The sequence below is a fragment of the Streptomyces sp. NPDC029122 genome (assembly GCF_055569445.1).
Genome location: NZ_JBVHWK010000011.1, coordinates 71,266 through 89,978 on the forward strand (window position 1 = coordinate 71,266; position 18,713 = coordinate 89,978).

Annotated in this window: 17 protein-coding genes; 8 read left to right on the forward strand and 9 right to left on the reverse strand. The window is 72.2% G+C overall.

The window, feature by feature from the left end; genetic code table 11:
- Positions 1-34 precede the first annotated feature (34 nt).
- Positions 35-1,366, reverse strand: a complete 1,332-nt coding sequence (gene bagB / locus ACZ4WZ_RS15800) for an ATPase BagB (protein ID WP_467890297.1) — start codon at positions 1,364-1,366, stop codon at positions 35-37.
- Complete coding sequence (gene bagA, locus ACZ4WZ_RS15805) at positions 1,363-2,349, reverse strand: ATPase BagA (RefSeq protein WP_467890299.1); 987 nt, start codon at positions 2,347-2,349, stop codon at positions 1,363-1,365. The genes bagB and bagA overlap by 4 nt, the downstream gene beginning before the upstream one ends.
- Positions 2,350-2,395: 46 nt before the next feature.
- Between bagA and ACZ4WZ_RS15810 the strand changes: the two genes are divergently transcribed.
- From ACZ4WZ_RS15810 to ACZ4WZ_RS15830, 5 genes are all read left to right on the forward strand, one after another.
- On the forward strand, positions 2,396-2,557 hold the full coding sequence (locus tag ACZ4WZ_RS15810) for a DUF4177 domain-containing protein (protein ID WP_007264966.1): 162 nt from the start codon (positions 2,396-2,398) through the stop codon (positions 2,555-2,557).
- A complete protein-coding gene (locus ACZ4WZ_RS15815; protein ID WP_467890303.1) occupies positions 2,554-3,024 on the forward strand; it encodes a RidA family protein in 471 nt (156 codons plus the stop codon). The genes ACZ4WZ_RS15810 and ACZ4WZ_RS15815 overlap by 4 nt, the downstream gene beginning before the upstream one ends.
- A 202-nt stretch (positions 3,025-3,226) precedes the next feature.
- Complete coding sequence (locus ACZ4WZ_RS15820) at positions 3,227-4,135, forward strand: NUDIX hydrolase (protein WP_467890305.1); 909 nt, start codon at positions 3,227-3,229, stop codon at positions 4,133-4,135.
- Complete coding sequence (locus ACZ4WZ_RS15825; protein ID WP_467890308.1) at positions 4,132-4,977, forward strand: MBL fold metallo-hydrolase; 846 nt, start codon at positions 4,132-4,134, stop codon at positions 4,975-4,977. The genes ACZ4WZ_RS15820 and ACZ4WZ_RS15825 overlap by 4 nt, the downstream gene beginning before the upstream one ends.
- On the forward strand, positions 4,974-5,318 hold the full coding sequence (locus tag ACZ4WZ_RS15830; RefSeq protein WP_467890310.1) for a hypothetical protein: 345 nt from the start codon (positions 4,974-4,976) through the stop codon (positions 5,316-5,318). Before ACZ4WZ_RS15825 ends, ACZ4WZ_RS15830 begins: the two co-directional genes overlap by 4 nt.
- Before the next feature lie 95 nt (positions 5,319-5,413).
- Here the strand turns inward: ACZ4WZ_RS15830 and ACZ4WZ_RS15835 are convergent, their stop codons facing one another.
- Positions 5,414-6,217: a nucleotidyltransferase domain-containing protein gene (locus ACZ4WZ_RS15835; RefSeq protein ID WP_467890313.1), complete on the reverse strand. Its 804-nt coding sequence runs from the start codon at positions 6,215-6,217 to the stop codon at positions 5,414-5,416.
- Between the two features lie 142 nt (positions 6,218-6,359).
- Complete coding sequence (locus tag ACZ4WZ_RS15840) at positions 6,360-7,034, reverse strand: Crp/Fnr family transcriptional regulator (RefSeq protein WP_007264960.1); 675 nt, start codon at positions 7,032-7,034, stop codon at positions 6,360-6,362.
- Between the two features lie 358 nt (positions 7,035-7,392).
- Between ACZ4WZ_RS15840 and nth the strand changes: the two genes are divergently transcribed.
- The 3 genes from nth to ACZ4WZ_RS15855 all read left to right on the forward strand — a co-directional run bounded on the left by nth (position 7,393) and on the right by ACZ4WZ_RS15855 (position 10,252).
- Positions 7,393-8,148, forward strand: coding sequence for an endonuclease III (gene nth / locus ACZ4WZ_RS15845; RefSeq protein ID WP_467890529.1), 756 nt, complete (start codon positions 7,393-7,395; stop codon positions 8,146-8,148).
- Between the two features lie 171 nt (positions 8,149-8,319).
- On the forward strand, positions 8,320-9,036 hold the full coding sequence (locus ACZ4WZ_RS15850) for an NUDIX hydrolase (RefSeq protein WP_467890316.1): 717 nt from the start codon (positions 8,320-8,322) through the stop codon (positions 9,034-9,036).
- A 13-nt stretch (positions 9,037-9,049) separates the two neighbouring features.
- A complete protein-coding gene (locus ACZ4WZ_RS15855; protein WP_467890532.1) occupies positions 9,050-10,252 on the forward strand; it encodes a MarP family serine protease in 1,203 nt (400 codons plus the stop codon).
- 407 nt (positions 10,253-10,659) lie between these two features.
- Here the strand turns inward: ACZ4WZ_RS15855 and ACZ4WZ_RS15860 are convergent, their stop codons facing one another.
- The 5 genes from ACZ4WZ_RS15860 to ACZ4WZ_RS15880 all read right to left on the reverse strand — a co-directional run bounded on the left by ACZ4WZ_RS15860 (position 10,660) and on the right by ACZ4WZ_RS15880 (position 18,503).
- Positions 10,660-11,619, reverse strand: a complete 960-nt coding sequence (locus ACZ4WZ_RS15860; RefSeq protein ID WP_388933466.1) for an alpha/beta fold hydrolase — start codon at positions 11,617-11,619, stop codon at positions 10,660-10,662.
- The gene (locus ACZ4WZ_RS15865) at positions 11,616-12,077 is read right to left on the reverse strand and encodes a phage holin family protein (protein WP_467890320.1); all 462 of its coding nucleotides are present in this window, start codon (positions 12,075-12,077) and stop codon (positions 11,616-11,618) included. The genes ACZ4WZ_RS15860 and ACZ4WZ_RS15865 overlap by 4 nt, the downstream gene beginning before the upstream one ends.
- 54 nt (positions 12,078-12,131) lie before the next feature.
- A complete protein-coding gene (gene nhaA, locus ACZ4WZ_RS15870) occupies positions 12,132-13,625 on the reverse strand; it encodes a Na+/H+ antiporter NhaA (RefSeq protein ID WP_467890323.1) in 1,494 nt (497 codons plus the stop codon).
- Positions 13,626-13,808: 183 nt separating this feature from the next.
- Positions 13,809-15,764, reverse strand: coding sequence for an acetate--CoA ligase (acs, locus tag ACZ4WZ_RS15875; RefSeq protein ID WP_467890326.1), 1,956 nt, complete (start codon positions 15,762-15,764; stop codon positions 13,809-13,811).
- Positions 15,765-16,007: 243 nt separating this feature from the next.
- Positions 16,008-18,503: a SulP family inorganic anion transporter gene (locus ACZ4WZ_RS15880; RefSeq protein ID WP_467890329.1), complete on the reverse strand. Its 2,496-nt coding sequence runs from the start codon at positions 18,501-18,503 to the stop codon at positions 16,008-16,010.
- Positions 18,504-18,713: the final 210 nt, after the last annotated feature.

The following is an 18,713-nucleotide window of genomic DNA, read 5'->3' on the forward strand; positions in this document are numbered from 1 at the left end:
CCGGGCACCGCGTCGGCACCCCTCGTACGCACGCCTATGCTCCGGCCGGAACCCCGGCCGAGAGTCGCTCTCCGATGGCCCGCAGCCCGGCGAGGTCGTGCACATCGCCGGGCAGGGCGGCCACTTCGGCCACCGCCACCTCGGGGTGAAGAGAAGTGAAACGGTCGCGTGTGCGCTGCTCACGCGCGATCACCTGCATCCGCTCGGCATGCAGGCGCAGCAGTCCCGCCGTGATCTGGTCCACGTCGTCCACACCGGCCGTGCCCTCCGTGTCAGCGGCCGTGCCCTCCGCGTCAGTGGTCGTCCCGCCCGTGTGAGCCGCGCCGTTCATGCCGGGGGAGCCGTCGTCGGCGGCGTCACGAAGTCCAGCCTTCCCGGACTCCTGATCGACAATGCCGCCCTCTTCAAGATTCTCCGCGGCGGCCAGCGCCCGCTCAGCAGACAGCTGTTCCGCGTCGCTCCCGTGCACCCGGTTCAGCACCAGGCCCGCCAGCGGCATCCTCTCCGCGGCCAGCCGCTCCACGAAGTACGCCGCCTCGCGCAGCGCGTCCGGCTCGGGAGCCGCGACCACCAGGAACGCCGTGCCCGGAGCCTGGAGCAGCCGGAACGTCGCGTCCGCGCGCGTCCGGAACCCGCCGAACATCGTGTCCATCGCCGCCACGAAGGTCTGTACGTCCTTCAGCAGCGAGGCACCCATCAGCTTGCTCAGCGTGCCGGTCATCATCGACATGCCGACGTTGAGGAACTTCATCCCCGCCCGGCCGCCGACCTTCGCCGGAGCCATCAGCACCCGGATGAACTTCCCGTCCAGGAACGACCCCAGCCGCTTCGGCGCGTCGAGGAAGTCCAGCGCGGACCGGCTCGGCGGGGTGTCCACGACGATCAGGTCCCAGTCGTCCCTGGCCCGCAACTGCCCCAGCTTCTCCATCGCCATGTACTCCTGCGTGCCCGCGAAGCCGGCCGACAGGGACTGGTAGAAGGGGTTCGCCAGGATCGCCCGGGCCCGCTCGGCGTCCGCGTGCGACTCGACGATCTCGTCGAAGGTCCGCTTCATGTCCAGCATCATGGCGTGCAGTTCGCCGTCGCCGCCGGAGCCGCCCTCTATGCCCCGTACCCGGCGCGGGGTGTTGTCCAGCGAGTCGATCCCCATCGACTGGGCCAGCCTGCGCGCCGGGTCGATGGTCAGCACCACCACCCGCCGCCCGCGCTCGGCCGCCCGTACGCCCAGCGCCGCGGCCGTCGTGGTCTTGCCGACCCCGCCCGCACCGCAGCACACGATGATCCGCGTCCCCGGGTCGTCCAGCAGCGCGTCGACCGCCAGCCGCTGCGGCGTGTCCAGCCCCATGCTCTCCCCGCCCTCGCTCATTCGGCGCCCACCTGCTTGCGCAGCTCCGCCGCCAGCTCGTACAGCCCGGCCAGTTCCATCCCCGAGCCGAGCAAGGGGAGTTCGTACGTCGGCACGCGCAGCCCCGCCAGCACCGCGCGCTGCTCCCGCTCGAGCTCGACCCGGCTCGCGTGCTCGGTGGCCTGCGTGAGGAGCGGCTCCACCAGCCGCTCGGCCAGCCCGCCCCGTCGCGCACCGCCCAGCCCCGCCCGGGACAGGGCCTTGGCGATCTCCGCGCGGCGGCCGTCCGCCGCCGCGCGCAGGGTGTCCTCGTCGAGGTGGTGCGGGCGCACCATGTTGACGATCACCCGGCCGACGGGCAGCCCCGCCGCCACCAGCTCGTCGATGCCGTCCGCCGTCTCCTGGACGGGCATCTCCTCCAGCAGGGTCACCAGGTGCACGGCCGTGTCGGGGGACTTGAGCACCTTCATGACGGCCTGCGCCTGGTTGTGGATCGGCCCGAACCGGGCCAGCCCCGCCACCTCGTCGTTGACGTTCAGGAAGCGGGTGATCCGCCCGGTCGGCGGCGCGTCCATGATCACGTGGTCGTAGGCGAACCGTCCGGCCTTGTCCTTGCGCCGGACCGCCTCGCACGCCTTGCCGGTCAGCAGGACGTCCCGCAGACCGGGCGCGATCGTCGTCGCGAAGTCGATCGCGCCGAGCTTCTTCAGGGCGCGGCCCGCCGAGCCCAGCTTGTAGAACATCTGGAGGTAGTCCAGCAGCGCCCGCTCGGCGTCGATGGCGAGCGCGTACACCTCACCTCCGCCCGCGCCGGGCGCGACGGCGATCTTCCGCTCCTCGTACGGGAGCGCTTCCGCGCCGAAAATCTGTGCGATGCCCTGCCTGCCCTCGACCTCCACGAGAAGAGTCCGCCTGCCCTCGCGCGCGAGGGCCAGCGCGAGTGCCGCGGCGACCGTGGTCTTGCCGGTGCCGCCCTTGCCGCTGACCACCTGGAGCCTGCTCACAGCGTCCGAGCCTAACCACTCCCGCTCAGGCATTACGCTCGCCCCCATGACCAAGAAGTTCGAATACGCGACGGTCCCCCTGCTGGTTCACGCCACCAAGCAGATCCTGGACACCTGGGGCGAGGACGGCTGGGAGCTCGTCCAGGTCGTGCCCGGCCCGAACAACCCCGAGCAGCTGGTGGCCTACCTCAAGCGGGAGAAGGCATGAGCGGCGCCGTCGAGGCCCGGCTCGCCGAGCTCGGCCTGACCCTGCCCGAGGTCGTCCCGCCGCTGGCCACGTACCAGCCGGCGGTCCGGTCGGGCGCGTACGTGTACACCGCGGGCCAGCTGCCGATGGTGCAGGGCAAGCTTCCCGTGACGGGCAAGGTCGGCGCCGAGGTCTCCGCGGAGCAGGCGAAGGAGCTGGCGGCGACGTGCGCGCTCAACGCGCTGGCCGCCGTCAAGTCCGTGGCCGGTGACCTGGACCGGATCGCCCGTGTGGTGAAGGTCGTCGGCTTCGTCGCCTCGGCCCCCGACTTCACGGCGCAGCCGGGCGTGCTGAACGGTGCGAGCGAGCTGCTGGGCGCGGTGCTCGGCGACAAGGGCGTGCACGCGCGCAGCGCGGTCGGGGTTGCGGTGCTTCCGCTGGACGCGCCGGTCGAGATCGAGATCCAGGTCGAGCTGACCGCCTCCTGACGCCCGGACCCCGCGGCGCGCGGCCGCGCAGGGCCGGATCTTCCGGCATGGCCGCTCGCGGGGCAGGGCGCCCCGGGCGCCCTGTCGGCTCCGCGCAGCCGCGTCCGCCGGGGCGGGGCCGTCAGGAAGGGCCAAGGTTCAAGATCCGCCTGGCTGAGGCCGGGGCCTCGAACATCGGGCCGGATGGCCATAGCATCCCGCCATGCCGAATGGTCAGCACGGTCAGCCCTCGCCCAGCCAGCCGCCCGCGGGAGGGCAGTGGTACCCCCCGGAGTGGCCGGACCGCATCCGCGCGCTCGCGGACGGGGCCCTCACCCCGGTGGAACCCAGACGCGCCGCCACCGTGATGCTGCTCCGTGACACCACCGCCGGTCCGGCCGTGCACATGCTGCGCCGGCGCTCCTCCATGGCCTTCGCCGGCGGCGCGTACGCCTACCCCGGCGGCGGCGTCGACCCCCGCGACGAGGACCACCGCATCGGCTGGGCCGGACCCGGCCTGGAGCTCTGGGCGCGGCGCCTCGGCACGGATGCCGCCGGCGCCCAGGCGATCGTCTGCGGAGCGGTGCGCGAGACCTTCGAGGAGGCCGGGGTCCTGCTCGCGGGCGAGACCCCGGACACGGTCGTCGGCGACACCACCGGCGACGACTGGGAGGCCGACCGCGAGGCCCTCGTGGCGCGCGAGCTGTCCTTCGCCGAGTTCCTCGACCGGCGCCGCCTGCTGCTGCGTTCCGACCTGCTCGGGGCGTGGGCCCGCTGGATCACCCCGGAGTTCGAGCCGCGCCGCTACGACACCTGGTTCTTCGTGGCCGCCCTCCCGGAGGGCCAGCGCACCCGCAACGCCTCGACCGAGGCCGACCGAACCGTCTGGATCCGCCCCGCCGAGGCCGCCGCCGGGTACGACAAGGGCGAGCTGCTGATGATGCCGCCGACCATCTCCACCCTGCGCTCCCTGGAGCCGTACGGCAGCGCCGCCGACGCGCTCGCCGCGGCCGGTGAGCGGGACCTGACCCCGGTCCTGGCCGAGGCCTCGCTGGAGGACGGCGTGGTGGTGCTCAGCTGGCCGGGCCACGACGAGTTCACCAAGCGCGTCACCCACGGAGGCTCCGCATGAGCGATGCAGCGGCCCTCCCCGGCCAGCCGCGCGGAATCGTCACCTCCGGGCCCGCCACCGCCCGCGCGGTCAACATCCTGGCGCCCAACCCCTCGGCCATGACCCTGGACGGCACCAACACCTGGCTGGTCTCCGAGCCCGACTCCGATCTGGCCGTCGTCATCGACCCCGGCCCCCTCGACGAGGCGCACCTGCGGGCCGTCATCGCCACCGCCGAGCAGGCCGGAAAACGGGTCGCGCTGACCCTCCTCACCCACGGCCACCCCGACCACGCCGAGGGCGCCGGCCGCTTCGCCGAGCTCACCGGTACGAAGGTCCGCGCCCTCGACCCCGCGCTGCGCCTCGGCGACGAGGGCCTGGCCGCCGGGAACGTCATCCGCACCGGCGGCCTGGAGCTGCGGGTGGTGGCCACCCCCGGGCACACCGCCGACTCGCTCTGCTTCCACCTGCCGGCCGACCGCGCCGTCCTGACCGGCGACACGGTCCTCGGCCGCGGCACCACCGTCGTCGCGCATCCCGACGGCCGCCTCGGCGACTACCTGGACTCCCTGCGCCGTCTGCGCTCCCTGACCGTCGACGACGGGGTCCACACGGTCCTCCCGGGGCACGGGCCCGTCCTGGACGACGCGCAGGGCGCCGTCGAGTTCTACCTCGCCCACCGGGCGCACCGCCTCGCACAGGTCGAGACGGCGGTGGAGAACGGTTTCACCACGGTGGAGGCCGTCGTCGCCCACGTGTACGCGGACGTGGACCGCTCGCTGTGGCCGGCCGCCACGTGGTCGGTCGAGGCCCAGCTCGAGTACCTCCGCGATCACGGACTGATCCCGGGGGGACCCGAATGAACACGCTGTTCCTGACGCTGGCGCTGCTCGCGACGGCCGGCTGGATCACCTCGACCCTGAACCTCAAGGTGCGGGCCCTGGAGGACAGGGCCGACCGGCTGGAGCGCCGCCTGGGCCTGGTCCTGGACCACTTCGGCATCGAGGAGCCCGAGCCGGCCGGGATGGACGAGGTGCGCGCCCTGATGCGCGAGGGCCGCACCATCTCGGCCATCAAGGTCTACCGCGGGATCACGGGCGCGGGGCTGGCGCAGGCCAAGCGGGCGGTCGAGTCCCTCGGGGACCCGGCGGCCCCGAGCGCCCAGGAGAGGCCCGGGCGGGAAAGTCCGGCGGCGAGGGCCTGAGCGAGGGCCTGAGCGAGGGCTTGGGCGAAGGCCTCAGCGGGGCCCGGGCGAGGGCTTGGGTGAAGGCCTCAGCGGGCCCGGGCGGGGGCGAAGTCCTAGGCGCGCGGCGTCTTCGTCCCGAGCCGGGCCGTGTACTCGTCCGCGAGCCACGGTCCGAGGTCGTCGAGGTAGGCCCGCGCCACGGCCGGATCGTCGACCGGGTCCAGCGCCACGACGGCGGCGCGCCGCAGCTGTGCGGCCCGCTCCGGGTAGTACGCGCCGAAGATCTCCGCGGACTCGGCGAGGTCGCTGGTCCAGCCGCCCCACCGGGGCATGACCAGGGTGAAGGCGGTCCGCACCAGGTGCCGTGAGAAGAACCGGTTCATCCTGAGGAACTCGGCGGGCTCCGAGGCGGCCTCGAACCGGGCCCGCCACCGCGGGAGCAGGGCGGCCAGGTCGCCGTTCGCCTCGCGGGCGAGCAGGGCGTCGGGCCGGTACCGGGGGAGGTGCTCGGCCAGGTCGTCGCCGAGCAGCGGGGTGCACAGGCAGGCGAGGAACCAGCCCAGGTCGTAACGTTCCTGCTCGCTCAGCAGCCGCTCCTTGCCGTACAGCAGGATGCCGACCCCGTCGATCTGCGGGAAGTCCTGGTCGAGGCCGCGCCCGAGCACCTCGGCGGTGTCCCGGTCCTCGTCGCCCGGCTCCCGGTGCAGGGCGATCAGCAGGTCGAGGTCGCTGCGCCCCGGCCGGGCCGTCCCGCGCGGTACGGAGCCGTAGAGGTAGGCGCTGTGCAGCCGGCGCCCGTACGCCTCCGCGACGCGGGCGCGGGCGGCCGCGACCGGGCCGGCGAACTCGGGCTGGACCCGCCCGAGGGACCCCTCCCGCTCGAAGTAGCCGTACGCGTCCAGCCCTCTGCGCTCCATGGCCCCACTCTGCACGCCCCCGGCCCTGACCGGCCGGTATTCACGGTCCGGTGTCCCGTCCCGGGGGTCCCGCGCCGGAAACGGACGGAGGGGCCCCGTCCGTACCCGGACGGGGCCCCTCCGCGAAGACCCGAAGGCCGCGTCAGCGCGAGCGCTTGGCGAGCCGCTCCACGTCCAGCAGGATCACGGCACGCGCTTCCAGGCGCAGCCAGCCACGGCCCGCGAAGTCGGCCAGCGCCTTGTTCACGGTCTCGCGGGAGGCGCCGACGAGCTGGGCCAGCTCCTCCTGCGTCAGGTCGTGGACGACGTGGATGCCCTCCTCCGACTGCACGCCGAAGCGGCGCGACAGGTCGAGGAGCGCCCGGGCGACACGGCCGGGAACGTCGGAGAAGACCAGGTCGGACATCTGGTCGTTGGTCTTGCGCAGGCGCCGGGCGACGGCGCGCAGCAGCGCGGTCGCGACCTCGGGCCGGGCGTTCAGCCACGGCTGGAGGTCACCGTGGCCGAGGCCGAGGAGCTTGACCTCGGTCAGGGCGGTGGCGGTGGCGGTGCGGGGTCCCGGGTCGAACAGCGACAGCTCGCCGATCAGCTCGCCGGGGCCGAGGACGGCCAGCATGTTCTCGCGGCCGTCGGGGGAGGTGCGGTGGAGCTTCACCTTGCCCTCGGTCACGACGTACAGCCGGTCACCGGGGTCGCCCTCGTGGAACAGGGCGTCGCCGCGCGCGAGGGTCACCTCGGCCATGGAGGCGCGGAGCTCCGCGGCCTGCTCGTCATCGAGCGCCGCGAAGAGCGGGGCGCGCCGCAGAACGTCGTCCACGAGTCTCTCTCCTATGTCGACCAGCCAGTGGGGACCGCTCCCCATTTTGCCGGACGGCTCAAACAGTGCGATCAATCACAAGGATGCCGGACGGATGGGTGTGCTGTGCGGCGAGAGGCCGATCGGGGTGGTGTTACCTGAGGTCCGGGCGGGTGTCGGCGCCCGGCCTTAGGCTGGTCGGGTGTCCAATAAGCCGGTGAGAGCACAGGCCAAGGGGTCCGCGGGAGTGACGGCGGCCCTCAATTCAGCCGTGGGCGAACAAGCCCAACCAGAGGCGTCCGAAAAGGTCCGACCTGTCCCGTTGGGCAAAGGTTCGGCCAAGAAACCGTCGGCGGCGAAGCCGGAATCCCGTCTGGCGATGGTCCGCCGGGCCCGCCGCATCAACCGCGAGCTCGCCGAGGTCTACCCGTACGCCCATCCGGAGCTGGACTTCCGCAATCCGTTCGAGCTCCTCGTCGCGACCGTCCTCTCCGCGCAGACCACCGACCTGCGCGTGAACCAGACGACCCCGGCCCTCTTCGCCGCCTACCCGACCCCCGAGGACATGGCCGAGGCGGTACCGGAGGAGCTGGAGGAGATCATCCGGCCGACCGGGTTCTTCCGGGCGAAGGCGAAGTCGCTGCTCGGCCTCTCGCAGGCGCTGCGCGACGACTTCGGCGGTGAGGTCCCGGGCCGGATCGAGGATCTCGTCACCCTGCCCGGAGTCGGCCGCAAGACGGCCAATGTGGTGCTCGGCAACGCCTTCGGGGTCCCCGGGATCACCGTCGACACCCACTTCGGCCGACTGGTGCGCCGCTTCAAGTGGACCGAGCAGGAGGACCCGGAGAAGGTCGAGGCGGAGATCTGCGCGATCTTCCCCAAGAGCGAGTGGACGATGCTCTCCCACCGCGTGGTCTTCCACGGCCGCCGCATCTGCCACGCCCGCAGACCCGCCTGCGGTGCCTGCCCCATCGCCCCGCTCTGCCCGGCCTACGGCGAGGGCGAGACGGACCCGGAGAAGGCGAAGAAGCTGCTGAAGTACGAGAAGGGCGGCTACCCGGGCCAGCGCCTCTCCCCGCCCCCGGACTACCCGGGCCTCCCGGCGCCGCCGCTGGGAGCCCGTACGGAGCCCTGAGCGCGGCCGGTCGGGCGCTACGGCGGCCGGGCCCGGCCGGCCCCAGCGGCAGGCGCCCCCGGGGGGCGCGCGGTGGGCGCCGCACGCGCCCCCGGCGGAACGAATCCGGACCCGGACCGCGTTCAGCGGTGTGGAGACGGTGTCGACAGAGGAACGCGGACAGGGGTGCCCATGACGCGCGGTACGCAGGACGAGACCACGGCAGCCGCCCGGGAGGGCGACGGCCTGGCCCTCACGACGGCCGGTCTGCCCGCCTGGCTCGACCCCGTCGTGGAGGCCGCCCGGAGCGTCCGGCCGCGCCAGCTCAGCCGCTTCCTGCCCCCCGAGGACGGCCGCGGCCGGCAGTCCGCCGTACTGGTCCTCTTCGGCGAGGGCCCGCGCGGCCCCGAGCTGCTGCTCCAGGAGCGGGCCGGCAGCCTCCGCTCGCACGCCGGGCAGCCCTCCTTCCCCGGCGGTGCCCTGGACCCGGAGGACGGCGACCCGCACACCACCGGCCCGCTGCGCGCCGCCCTGCGCGAGGCCGAGGAGGAGACCGGCCTGGACCCGGCCGGGGTCCAGCTCTTCGGGGTGCTGCCCAGGCTCTACATCCCGGTCAGCGAGTTCGTCGTGACCCCCGTGCTGGGCTGGTGGCGCGAGCCCTCGCCGGTCGGCGCGGTGGACCCGGCGGAGACGGCCCGGGTCTTCACGGTGCCCGTGGCGGATCTCACGGACCCCGCCCACCGGGTCACCGTGGTCCATCCGCGCGGGCACGAGGGGCCCGGATTCACCGTGGAATCCGCTCTGGTCTGGGGTTTCACCGCCGGTGTCATCGACCGGATCCTGCACTTCTCGGGTTGGGAGCGACCGTGGGACCGCTCACGTCACGTGCCGCTCGACTGGCACGCATGAGACGGTGACCCTCGTGAACGTGCTGGACATCCTGTTGCTGGTCGCCGCCGTGTGGTTCGCGATCGTCGGCTACCGCCAGGGGTTCGTCGTCGGCGTCCTGTCGGTGATCGGCTTCCTCGGCGGTGGTCTCATCGCCGTGTCCCTGTTGCCCCTGATCTGGGACCGGGTGACCGACAACGGCACTCAGGTGTCCACCACCGTCGTGGTGATCGCCGTCGTCGTGATCATCATCTGTGCCTCCATCGGCCAGGCGCTCACCACCCATCTGGGCAGCCGGCTCAGACGCCACATCACCTGGTCGCCCGCCCGCGCGCTGGACGCCACCGGCGGCGCCCTGGTGAACGTCGTCGCCATGCTGCTCGTGGCCTGGCTGATCGGCTCCGCGCTGGCCGGGACCTCGTTGCCCACCCTGGGCAAGGAGGTCCGCAACTCCAAGGTGCTCCTCGGGGTGTCGCGAGTGCTGCCCGACCAGGCGAACACCTGGTTCTCCGACTTCACCTCCACGCTCGCCCGCAACGGCTTCCCGCAGGTCTTCAGCCCGTTCTCGAACGAGCCGATCACCGAGGTGAAGGCGCCCGACCCGGCGCTCGCCCGCAGCGGGGTCCCCCAGCAGGCCAAGCTCTCCATCGTGAAGGTCGTCGGCACCGCGCCCAGCTGCAGCAAGGTCCTGGAAGGCACCGGCTTCGTCTTCGCACCCGGCAAGGTGATGACCAACGCCCACGTCGTCGGCGGGGTCGTGGAGCCGACCGTGCAGATCGGCGGCGAGGGCAAGCTCTACGACGGCAAGGTCGTGCTCTACGACTGGGAGCGCGACATCGCCGTCCTGGACGTGCCCAGGCTGAAGGCCCCGGCGCTGGAGTTCACCGACAAGGACGCGACGAGCAGCAGCGACGCGATCGTCGCCGGCTTCCCGGAGAACGGCGCCTACGACGTCCGCGCGGCCCGCGTGCGCGGCCGGATCAACGCCAACGGCCCGGACATCTACCACCGGGGCACCGTCCGCCGCGACGTGTACTCGCTGTACGCGACCGTCCGCCAGGGCAACTCCGGCGGCCCGCTGCTGACGCCCGAAGGCAAGGTCTACGGAGTCGTCTTCGCGAAGTCCCTCGACGACCCGAACACCGGCTACGCCCTGACCGCGGACGAGATCCGCGAGGACATCCGCATCGGGAAGACCGCCGAGCGCCGCGTGGACACCCAGGGCTGCGCCCTCTGACCCGTACGGGGCCGGGGGCGCCGCTCCTGGATCCGTGATCCGTCCCCGCGCGCGGGTCCCGCACGCGTCCCGGGTGCCCGTCCCGCGTGTGCGTCCTACATGCGTGGATGGCGCAGCCGGGCAGAGACCCAGCGGGCGCGTCGGCGCAGGATGCGCGGGATCCCGAGCCGGGGGTCGTGGCCGTCCCGGCCGGTCCTGTCGTGCGTGCCCGGCGCTGTGGCCGAGCGGCGTTCGCGTGCGGTGTCACCGTGGTCGTGCGTCCAGCCCATACAACGAGCTGTGCCCGGGCTCCAAGGTCCGTAACCCCGTCCGCGGCGGCCAATTGGCCTATGCGCCGGGCAATTGAATGCCCGTAAGACTGTCGTACGGGGCCCGCTGTCGATTCGTCAGGCCGCGCCGACGATCCGTCAGCGGTCGGGCTCGGGGTCCTTGAGCCAGTTCAGCAGCTCGGTGGTGAAGCCGTCCGGGTCCTCCTCGTGCGGGAAGTGCCCCAGACCGTCGAAGAGCCGCCAGCGGTACGGGGCTTCGACGTACTCCCCGGAGCCGGCCGCGCTGCGCGTGCGCATCACCGGGTCCAGCGAGCCGTGCAGGTGCAGCGTCGGCACCCGTACGGGCCGCTTCATCCGCCGGTAGAACTGGAGTCCGTCCGGGCGTGCCATCGACCGCATCATCCAGCGGTAGGGCTCGATCGAGCAGTGCGCGGTGGACGGGATGCACATCGCCCGCCGGTACACGTCCAGATCGGCGTCCTCCGGGAGCAGCGGCCCGGACCAGTCCCGGATCAGCTCGGCCACGAGGGCACCGTCGTCGGCGACCAGCTGCCGCTCCGGGATGAACGGCCGCTGGAACCCCCAGATGTGCGAACTCGCCCGGGTCTGGCCGAAGTCGGCCATCATCGCCGAGCGCCAGCGGCGCGGGTGCGGCATGGAGGAGACGACCAGCCGCCGCACCAGCTTCGGCCGCATCACGGCGGCCGTCCAGGCGAGGTAGCCGCCCAGGTCGTGTCCGACGAGGGCCGCGTCCGGCTCGCCGAGGGACCGTACGACCCCGGTGATGTCGAGCGCCAGGTTCGCCGGGTCGTAGCCGCGCGGGGTGCGGTCGCTGCCGCCCACCCCGCGCAGGTCCATGGCCACCGCGCGGTATCCGGCGTCCGCGAGCGCGGCCAGCTGGTGCCGCCACGTCCACCAGAACTGCGGGAAACCGTGCAGCAGCAGCACCAGTGGCCCGTCGCCGGCCTCCGCGACGTGGAAGCGGGCGCCGTTGGCGGCGACGTCCCGGTGCGTCACCGTCCTCCCGCCGGGGAGGTCGAGCCGTACCGCCGTGGCGGCGGTGGGCGGAGTACCGGAGTCGGCCGAGGGCGCTGTCATGAGGACGAGCGTGCCACACCCACAGCCTGGTCACTCACCGCGCGGGGATGGGGCTTGACGGTTCCGACGAGCGCCGCGGTCTGCTTGACCGAGTCCATGGTCTTCACCGGCGGCTTGATCTTCTTGAACTTGGTCACCGCCAGGAGTCCGATCAGCCCCGCCAGCAGCCAGAACGCGCCGCCGACGATGAGGAAGGACCAGGCCAGCCCGAGACCCAGATTGTGGATGCCGTAGGCCGCGGCGAAACTCAGTACGGGGAGGGAGAAGAGCACGAGCACGCCGGCCGCGATCGCGGCGCCGCTGCCGATGCCCGCACGCTTGACGTCCTGCTTGATCTCGACCTTCGCGAGGGCGATCTCGTCGTGCACCAGGGCGGACATCTCGGCGGTGGCCGAGGCGACCAGCTGGCCGAGTGTGCGCTCCGCTCCCGGAGCCCCTTGGTCCTCCACTGCGCTCATCCCTGTCTCCCTCTGTCGTCGTCCGCCGGCGGCTGTCCTCCGTCGTCCCTCAGATCATGCCGGACGGTCGGCGCGGGCGCTGGACCCGCCCGCCGCTTCGCCTCCGGCCGTGTCCGACGCCGTGGCCCGCCCGAGCGCCGCCGCTTCCGCCCTGCGGCGGTGTTCGGCGGCCTTCTCCTCGAGGATCTTCGCCATCCGCAGGTGGTACTCCGGCTTGTCCTGCTCGTAGATGTCCGGGATCCCGTCGAGATCGTCGTCGCGCTCCTCGGCCTCGGTCAGCGCCCGGTACGTGCGGTTGCGCATCTTGAGCATGGCGCTCGCGACGATCGCCGCGATGAGGGAGCCGATCAGTACGGCGGCCTTGACCTCTTCGGTGAGGACCTCGTCCCCGGCGAAGGCGAGTTCGCCGATCAGCAGGGAGACGGTGAAGCCGATGCCGGCGAGCGAGGCCACGGCGAGTACGTCGGGCCAGGCGAGGTCCTCGTTCAGCTCGGCCCTGGTGAAGCGGGCGGCCAGCCAGGTGCCGCCGAAGATGCCGACCGTCTTTCCGACGACGAGGCCGAGCACCACCCCGAGGGTTTCGGGGCGGGTGAAGACCTGAGCGATGGATTCGTCCGAAAGGGAGACCCCGGCGGAGAAGAGGGCGAAGAGCGGTACCGCCAGTCCGGCCGACAGGGGGCGCACGAGGTGCTCGATGTGCTCGCCGGGGGAGTGCTGCTCGCCCTCCTTGCGGGTGCAGCGCAGCATCAGGCCCATGGCCACGCCGGCGATGGTGGCGTGGACGCCGCTGTTGTACATCAGGCCCCAGATGACCAGGGCGAGCGGGACGTAGACGTACCAGCCGCGGACGCCGGCGCGCAGCAGGAACCAGAAGAGGACCAGGCCCGCGACCGCACCGCCGAGCGCGGCGAAGTCGAGGTCGCTGGTGAAGAACACCGCGATGATCAGGATCGCGAACAGGTCGTCGACGACGGCCAGGGTCAGCAGGAAGGCGCGCAGCGCGGAGGGCAGCGAGGTGCCGATGACCGCGAGGACGGCGAGGGCGAAGGCGATGTCGGTGGCGGTGGGGACGGCCCAGCCGGCGCTCGATCCGTTCCCCAGGGTGTTGACCAGTAGGTAGACGAGCGCGGGCACCGCCATGCCGCACAGGGCGGCGATCACCGGCAGGGCCGCCGCCTTGGGGTCGCGGAGGTCGCCCGCGACGAGTTCGCGTTTGAGTTCGATGCCGGCGACGAAGAAGAAGACGGCGAGCAGGCCGTCGGCGGCCCAGTGCTGGAGCGAGAGGTCCAGGCCGAGGGAGGCGGGGCCGATGTGGAAGGACCGGACGCGGTCGAAGCTCTCCGCCAGTGCGGGGATGTTCGCCCACATGAGGGCGGCGATCGCGGCCACCAGGAGGAGGACGCCGCCGACGGTTTCCGTGCGCAGAGCGTTGGAGACGAAGCGGCGCTCGGGCAGGGAGAGGCGGCCGAGGAGCTTGTGCCGGCGGTCGGGGCCGGGTGTGTGCGAGGGAGTGGCCACGGTGGAGAACCTCCGGGTGGTCGACGGCATGGCTATGCAGTTGCCGACCAGACTTCCCGGCGCACCCTGGGGACTTTCGGACGTCAGTTCTTGACGTTTCCTTGATTTTACAGGGTGTGCCCGGTCGTACCAGATGATCTTCATCTTGAACGGACGGAGGGCGCCCGGCGCGCTGCGCGCCGGACGCCCTCCTCAGGCCGTGGCCTGCCGGTCTCAGTCCTCGTCGGAGCTGCTGGGCAGCTTCGTCTGGATCAGGTCCATCACCGAGGAATCGGCCAGCGTGGTGACGTCGCCGACCGCGCGGTTCTCCGCCACATCGCGCAGCAGACGGCGCATGATCTTGCCCGAGCGGGTCTTCGGCAGCTCGGCCACCGGCAGGATGCGCTTCGGCTTCGCGATGGGGCCGAGGGTGGCACCGACGTGGTTGCGCAGCTCCGCGACCAGGCCCTCCGTCTCCGAGGCGGTGCCGCGCAGGATCACGAAGGCCACGATCGCCTGTCCCGTGGTCTCGTCGGCCGCGCCGACCACCGCCGCCTCGGCGACCGAGGGGTGCGAGACGAGCGCCGACTCGACCTCCGTGGTGGAGATGTTGTGGCCGGAGACCAGCATGACGTCGTCGACCCGGCCGAGGAGCCAGATGTCGCCGTCGTCGTCCTTCTTGGCGCCGTCGCCCGCGAAGTACTTGCCCTCGAAGCGGGACCAGTAGGTGTCGATGAACCGCTGGTCGTCTCCCCAGATGGTGCGCAGCATCGACGGCCACGGCTCGGTGAGGACCAGGTAGCCGCCCCCGCCGTTCGGGACCTCGTTCGCCTCGTCGTCCACGACGGTGGCCGAGATGCCGGGCAGGGCGCGCTGCGCCGAGCCGGGCTTGGTCGCGGTGACGCCCGGGAGAGGGGAGATCATCATGGCGCCGGTCTCGGTCTGCCACCAGGTGTCGACGATCGGGCAGCGGTCGCCGCCGATGTGCTTGCGGTACCAGATCCAGGCCTCGGGGTTGATCGGCTCGCCGACCGAGCCCAGCACGCGCAGGCTGGACAGGTCGAACTTCGCGGGGATGTCGTCGCCCCACTTCATGAACGTCCGGATCGCGGTGGGCGCGGTGTAGAGGATGGTGACGCCGTACTTCTGCACCACCTCCCAGAACCGGCCCTGGTGCGGGGTGTCGGGCGTGCCCTCGTACATCACCTGGGTGGCGCCGTTGGCGAGCGGCCCGTAGACGATGTAGGAGTGCCCGGTCACCCAGCCGATGTCGGCGGTGCACCAGTAGACGTCGGTCTCCGGCTTGAGGTCGAACACGGCGTGGTGGGTGTACGAGGCCTGGGTGAGGTAGCCGCCCGAGGTGTGCAGGATGCCCTTCGGCTTCCCCGTGGTGCCCGAGGTGTACAGGATGAAGAGCGGGTGCTCGGCGTCGAAGGCCTGCGGGGTGTGCTCCGTGGACTGGCGGCCGACCAGCTCGTGCCACCAGACGTCCCGGCCCTCGGTGAAGGCGGTGTCCTGGCCGGTGCGGCGTACGACGAGGACGTGCTCGACCTGCGGGCACTTGGCGACGGCCTCGTCGATGGCGGGCTTGAGCGCGCTGGGCTTGCCGCGGCGGTGACCGCCGTCGGCGGTGATCACCAGCTTGGCGTCGGCGTCCTGGATGCGGGAGGCGACGGCGTCGGCGGAGAAGCCGCCGAAGACCACCGAGTGGGCGGCGCCGACCCGGGCGCACGCCAGCATCGCGACGACAGCCTCGGGGATCATCGGCAGGTAGACGGCGACCCGGTCGCCGGCCCGGACCCCGAGTTCGGTGAGGGCGTTGGCGGCCCGGGAGACCTCGTCCTTGAGCTGGGCGTAGGTGATCGAGCGGTTGTCGCCGGGCTCGCCCTCGAAGTGGATGGCGACGCGGTCGCCGTTGCCGGCCTCCACGTGCCGGTCCACGCAGTTGTACGCGACGTTCAGCTTGCCGTCGGCGAACCACTTGGCGAAGGGCGGGTTGCTCCAGTCGAGCGTCTGGGTGGGCTCGGTGTCCCAGCTCAGCCGGCGTGCCTGCTCGGCCCAGAAGCCCAGCCGGTCCGCGTCGGCCTGTGCGTAGGCGGCCTCGGTCACGTTGGCGGCGGCGGCCAGATCGGCGGGCGGTGCGAACCGCCGCTCCTCCTTGAGCAGATTGGCCAGGCTGTCAGTGCTCACGACATCTCCCTTTCCCAGAGTTCTCGTTGTCCCCGGGCATAGCTGTGTCTCCGGGCATAGCTCATCAGTCGGATGTCCAGGTGACAAGGGGTAGCCGAAAATTGGTTTAGACCTATATCACGACTGGGGGCGTCCGCCGTACGTCCGCCGCATGCGAACGACGGCCCCTTCCCGCCGCAGGTGCGAGAAGGGGCCGTCAGCTTGCACGGATACGGGAGGGTATCGGTTCGAGCGAGTTGTGGATCAAGCGTTCTGGCCGACGCTGTCGAAAACCCGACAGTCGAAGAAGTCCTCTCCCTCGGACAGCAGGTAGGCCTGCGCCTCACCCACGTGGAAGTACATCCCGTGCAGCTCCAGCGTGCCCTCGGCGAGCCGGCGGGCCACCGACTCGTGCGCCCGCAGGTGTTCCAGCTGCTGCACCACGTTGGTCAGGCAGAGCTGTTCCACGGCGTCCGCCGGAAGCCGCCCGGAGATCCGGGCCCAGGCGTGGTGCCGGCTGCCCATCCGCTCCAGGCTGGGCCGGCCGTGGCGCAGCCAGCGCATCAGGGGGGTCATCGGGGCTTCGGGGTGGGAGTTCAGCAGGGCTTGCATGGCCCCGCAGCCCGAGTGCCCGCAGACCGTGATGCTGGCGACCTCGAGCACGTCCACGGCGTACTCGATGGCCGCGGCGACCGAATCGTCGGTGGCCTCGGCGCCGGGCAGGGGGACGAGATTGCCCACGTTGCGGACGGTGAACAGGTCGCCCGGACCGCTTGCCGTGATCATGCTGGTGACCAGCCGGGAGTCCGCGCAGGTCAGGAAGAGCTGGGAGGGCCGCTGCCCCTCACGGGCCAGCCGTGCCAGCTCGTCGCGGACGTGCGGGGCGGTGTCCCGCTGGAAGGCGCCGATCCCACTGGCCAGTTGACCGGCGCCGCGCCCCCGGGGCGCCACCGCGGAAGCGGGGGCTCCGGCCTTGCCGGGTGTCCCGGCCGTGCCGGGGGTCGTACGCCCGCCCGTGCCGCCGGGCCGGGCCGCGTCATCGTGGCCGACCGACAGGCCGGCGGCGTGCGCCGCGCGGTGGTCGCAGTGGTTCTGCCAGGGCGTCCAGGGGCGGCAGCACTGGTGCGCCGCGCGCCCGGAGTCGGTCCGGTGGTGCCCGTCTCCGCCGCCCGCACCGGAGAGGAGGGGGACGGGACTGGAGGCCGGGTCCGCTTCAGTGCCCGGTCCCGGACCCGTGCCCGCGAGCGCCCGCCCGCCGCGTCCGGTGAGTTCGAGCGATCCGCCGTGTGCCCGATGGGAGTTCTGCCAGTCGTGCAGGGTCTCGTAGGCGGCGTGGTCCATGAACGAGCCGTCCAGCTCGAGCACCACGTGCCCGCCGTGCGGGATCTGGCTCAGCACGCGGCTCAGCCTGGGGACGGCCAGGAAGGTCAACTGGCCGCGGGCGCACACGTGGTGTCCGCCGTCCAGCTCGGCCAGCGTGATCCGCGTCCGGGCCAGCCGGTGCAGGGCCAGGGCCACCGCGACCGCGATCCCCACGGCCACGCCCTCCAGCACCCCGCCCAGCACCACGGCCGCGATGGTCGTCGCGTAGACCAGCACCTCGCGGTGCCGGTTGACCGTACGCAGGTGGGTGATGCTGACCATCTGCACGCCTACGGCCATCACCAGGGCGGCCAGCGCCGCGAGCGGGATGAGGTCGAGGACGGGCACGAGCAGCCCGGCCGCGAGCACCACCCACAGCCCGTGGAACATGGCTGATTTTCGGCTGACGGCACCGGACTTGACATTGGCCACGCTGCGCACGGCCACACCCGTGATGGGCAGTCCGCCCAGCAGCCCGGAGGCGATGTTCGCCGCGCCTTGGCCGCGCAGCTCGCGGTCGAGGTCGGCGCGGGGCGGACGGTTGTCCGTACCGCGCTCGGAGGCGATCAGCTTGTCGGTGGCGACCGAGGACAGCAGGGACTCCACGCTGCCGACCAGGGTGATGGTCAGGACGGCGGCGATCAGTCCGAGGACCGGCCCCTCCGGCAGCTCGGGCAGTGCGTGGCTGCGCCAGGACGGCAGGTCGACCCGGGGCAGGGAGAGCCCGGCCAGCGCCGCGAAGGCGGTGGCGGAGGCGACGGCCGCGAGCGCGGCGGGCACCTTGCGCAGGGCGCGCCCCACCCGCCCGGGCAGCCGGCTCCAGCCCAGCAGCACGCAGATCGTCAGGGCGCTCACCGCGAGCGCCGCCGGATGCGGATCGGCCAACTGGGCGGGCAGACCGAGCACGTTGGCCACGGCGGAACTCTGCGGGCTGCCGCCGAGCACGATGTGCAGCTGGGCCAGCGCGATGGTCACGCCGATTCCGGCGAGCATGCCGTGCACGATCGCCGGACTCACCATGAGGGCCGACCGGGCGGTGCGCAGGAGCGCGAGCCCGAGCTGGCAGACGCCGGCGAGCACGGTGATGGCACATGTGGTGCGCCAGCCGTAGCGCTGGATCAACTCGGCGGTCACCACCGTGAGTCCGGCGGCCGGTCCGCTCACCTGGAGGGGGGCTCCGCCGAACCGGCCGGCCACGATCCCGCCCACGGCCGCGGCCACCAGTCCCGCCTGGAGCGGGGCGCCGGTGGCCAGCGCGATGCCGAGGGAGAGCGGCAGGGCGATCAGGAAGACGGCGATGGACGCGGACAGGTCGGCGGGGAGGTCCTTGAGGGGACCGGGCGTCTGGGGGGTGGTCGGGGCGGGGGCTTGGGCGGGGGCTGGCGTTGTGGCTGTCATGGGTCCCGTCTCCTCTGAGGAGGGATGAAGCGGCGGGAGTCTCAACACTCGGTAAATGAACGGTAATGGAGAGTAAAGGCCCATGGTGGACAATACGGGCAAATGGCCTAGGAATTAGCGCTCAGGGATGAATAAGCATTTTGTCGGGCTTGTCACGTCTTCTTCTTGGCGGACCGCATGGGACGTTGCGTCGCGGAAGTGCTGCGATGG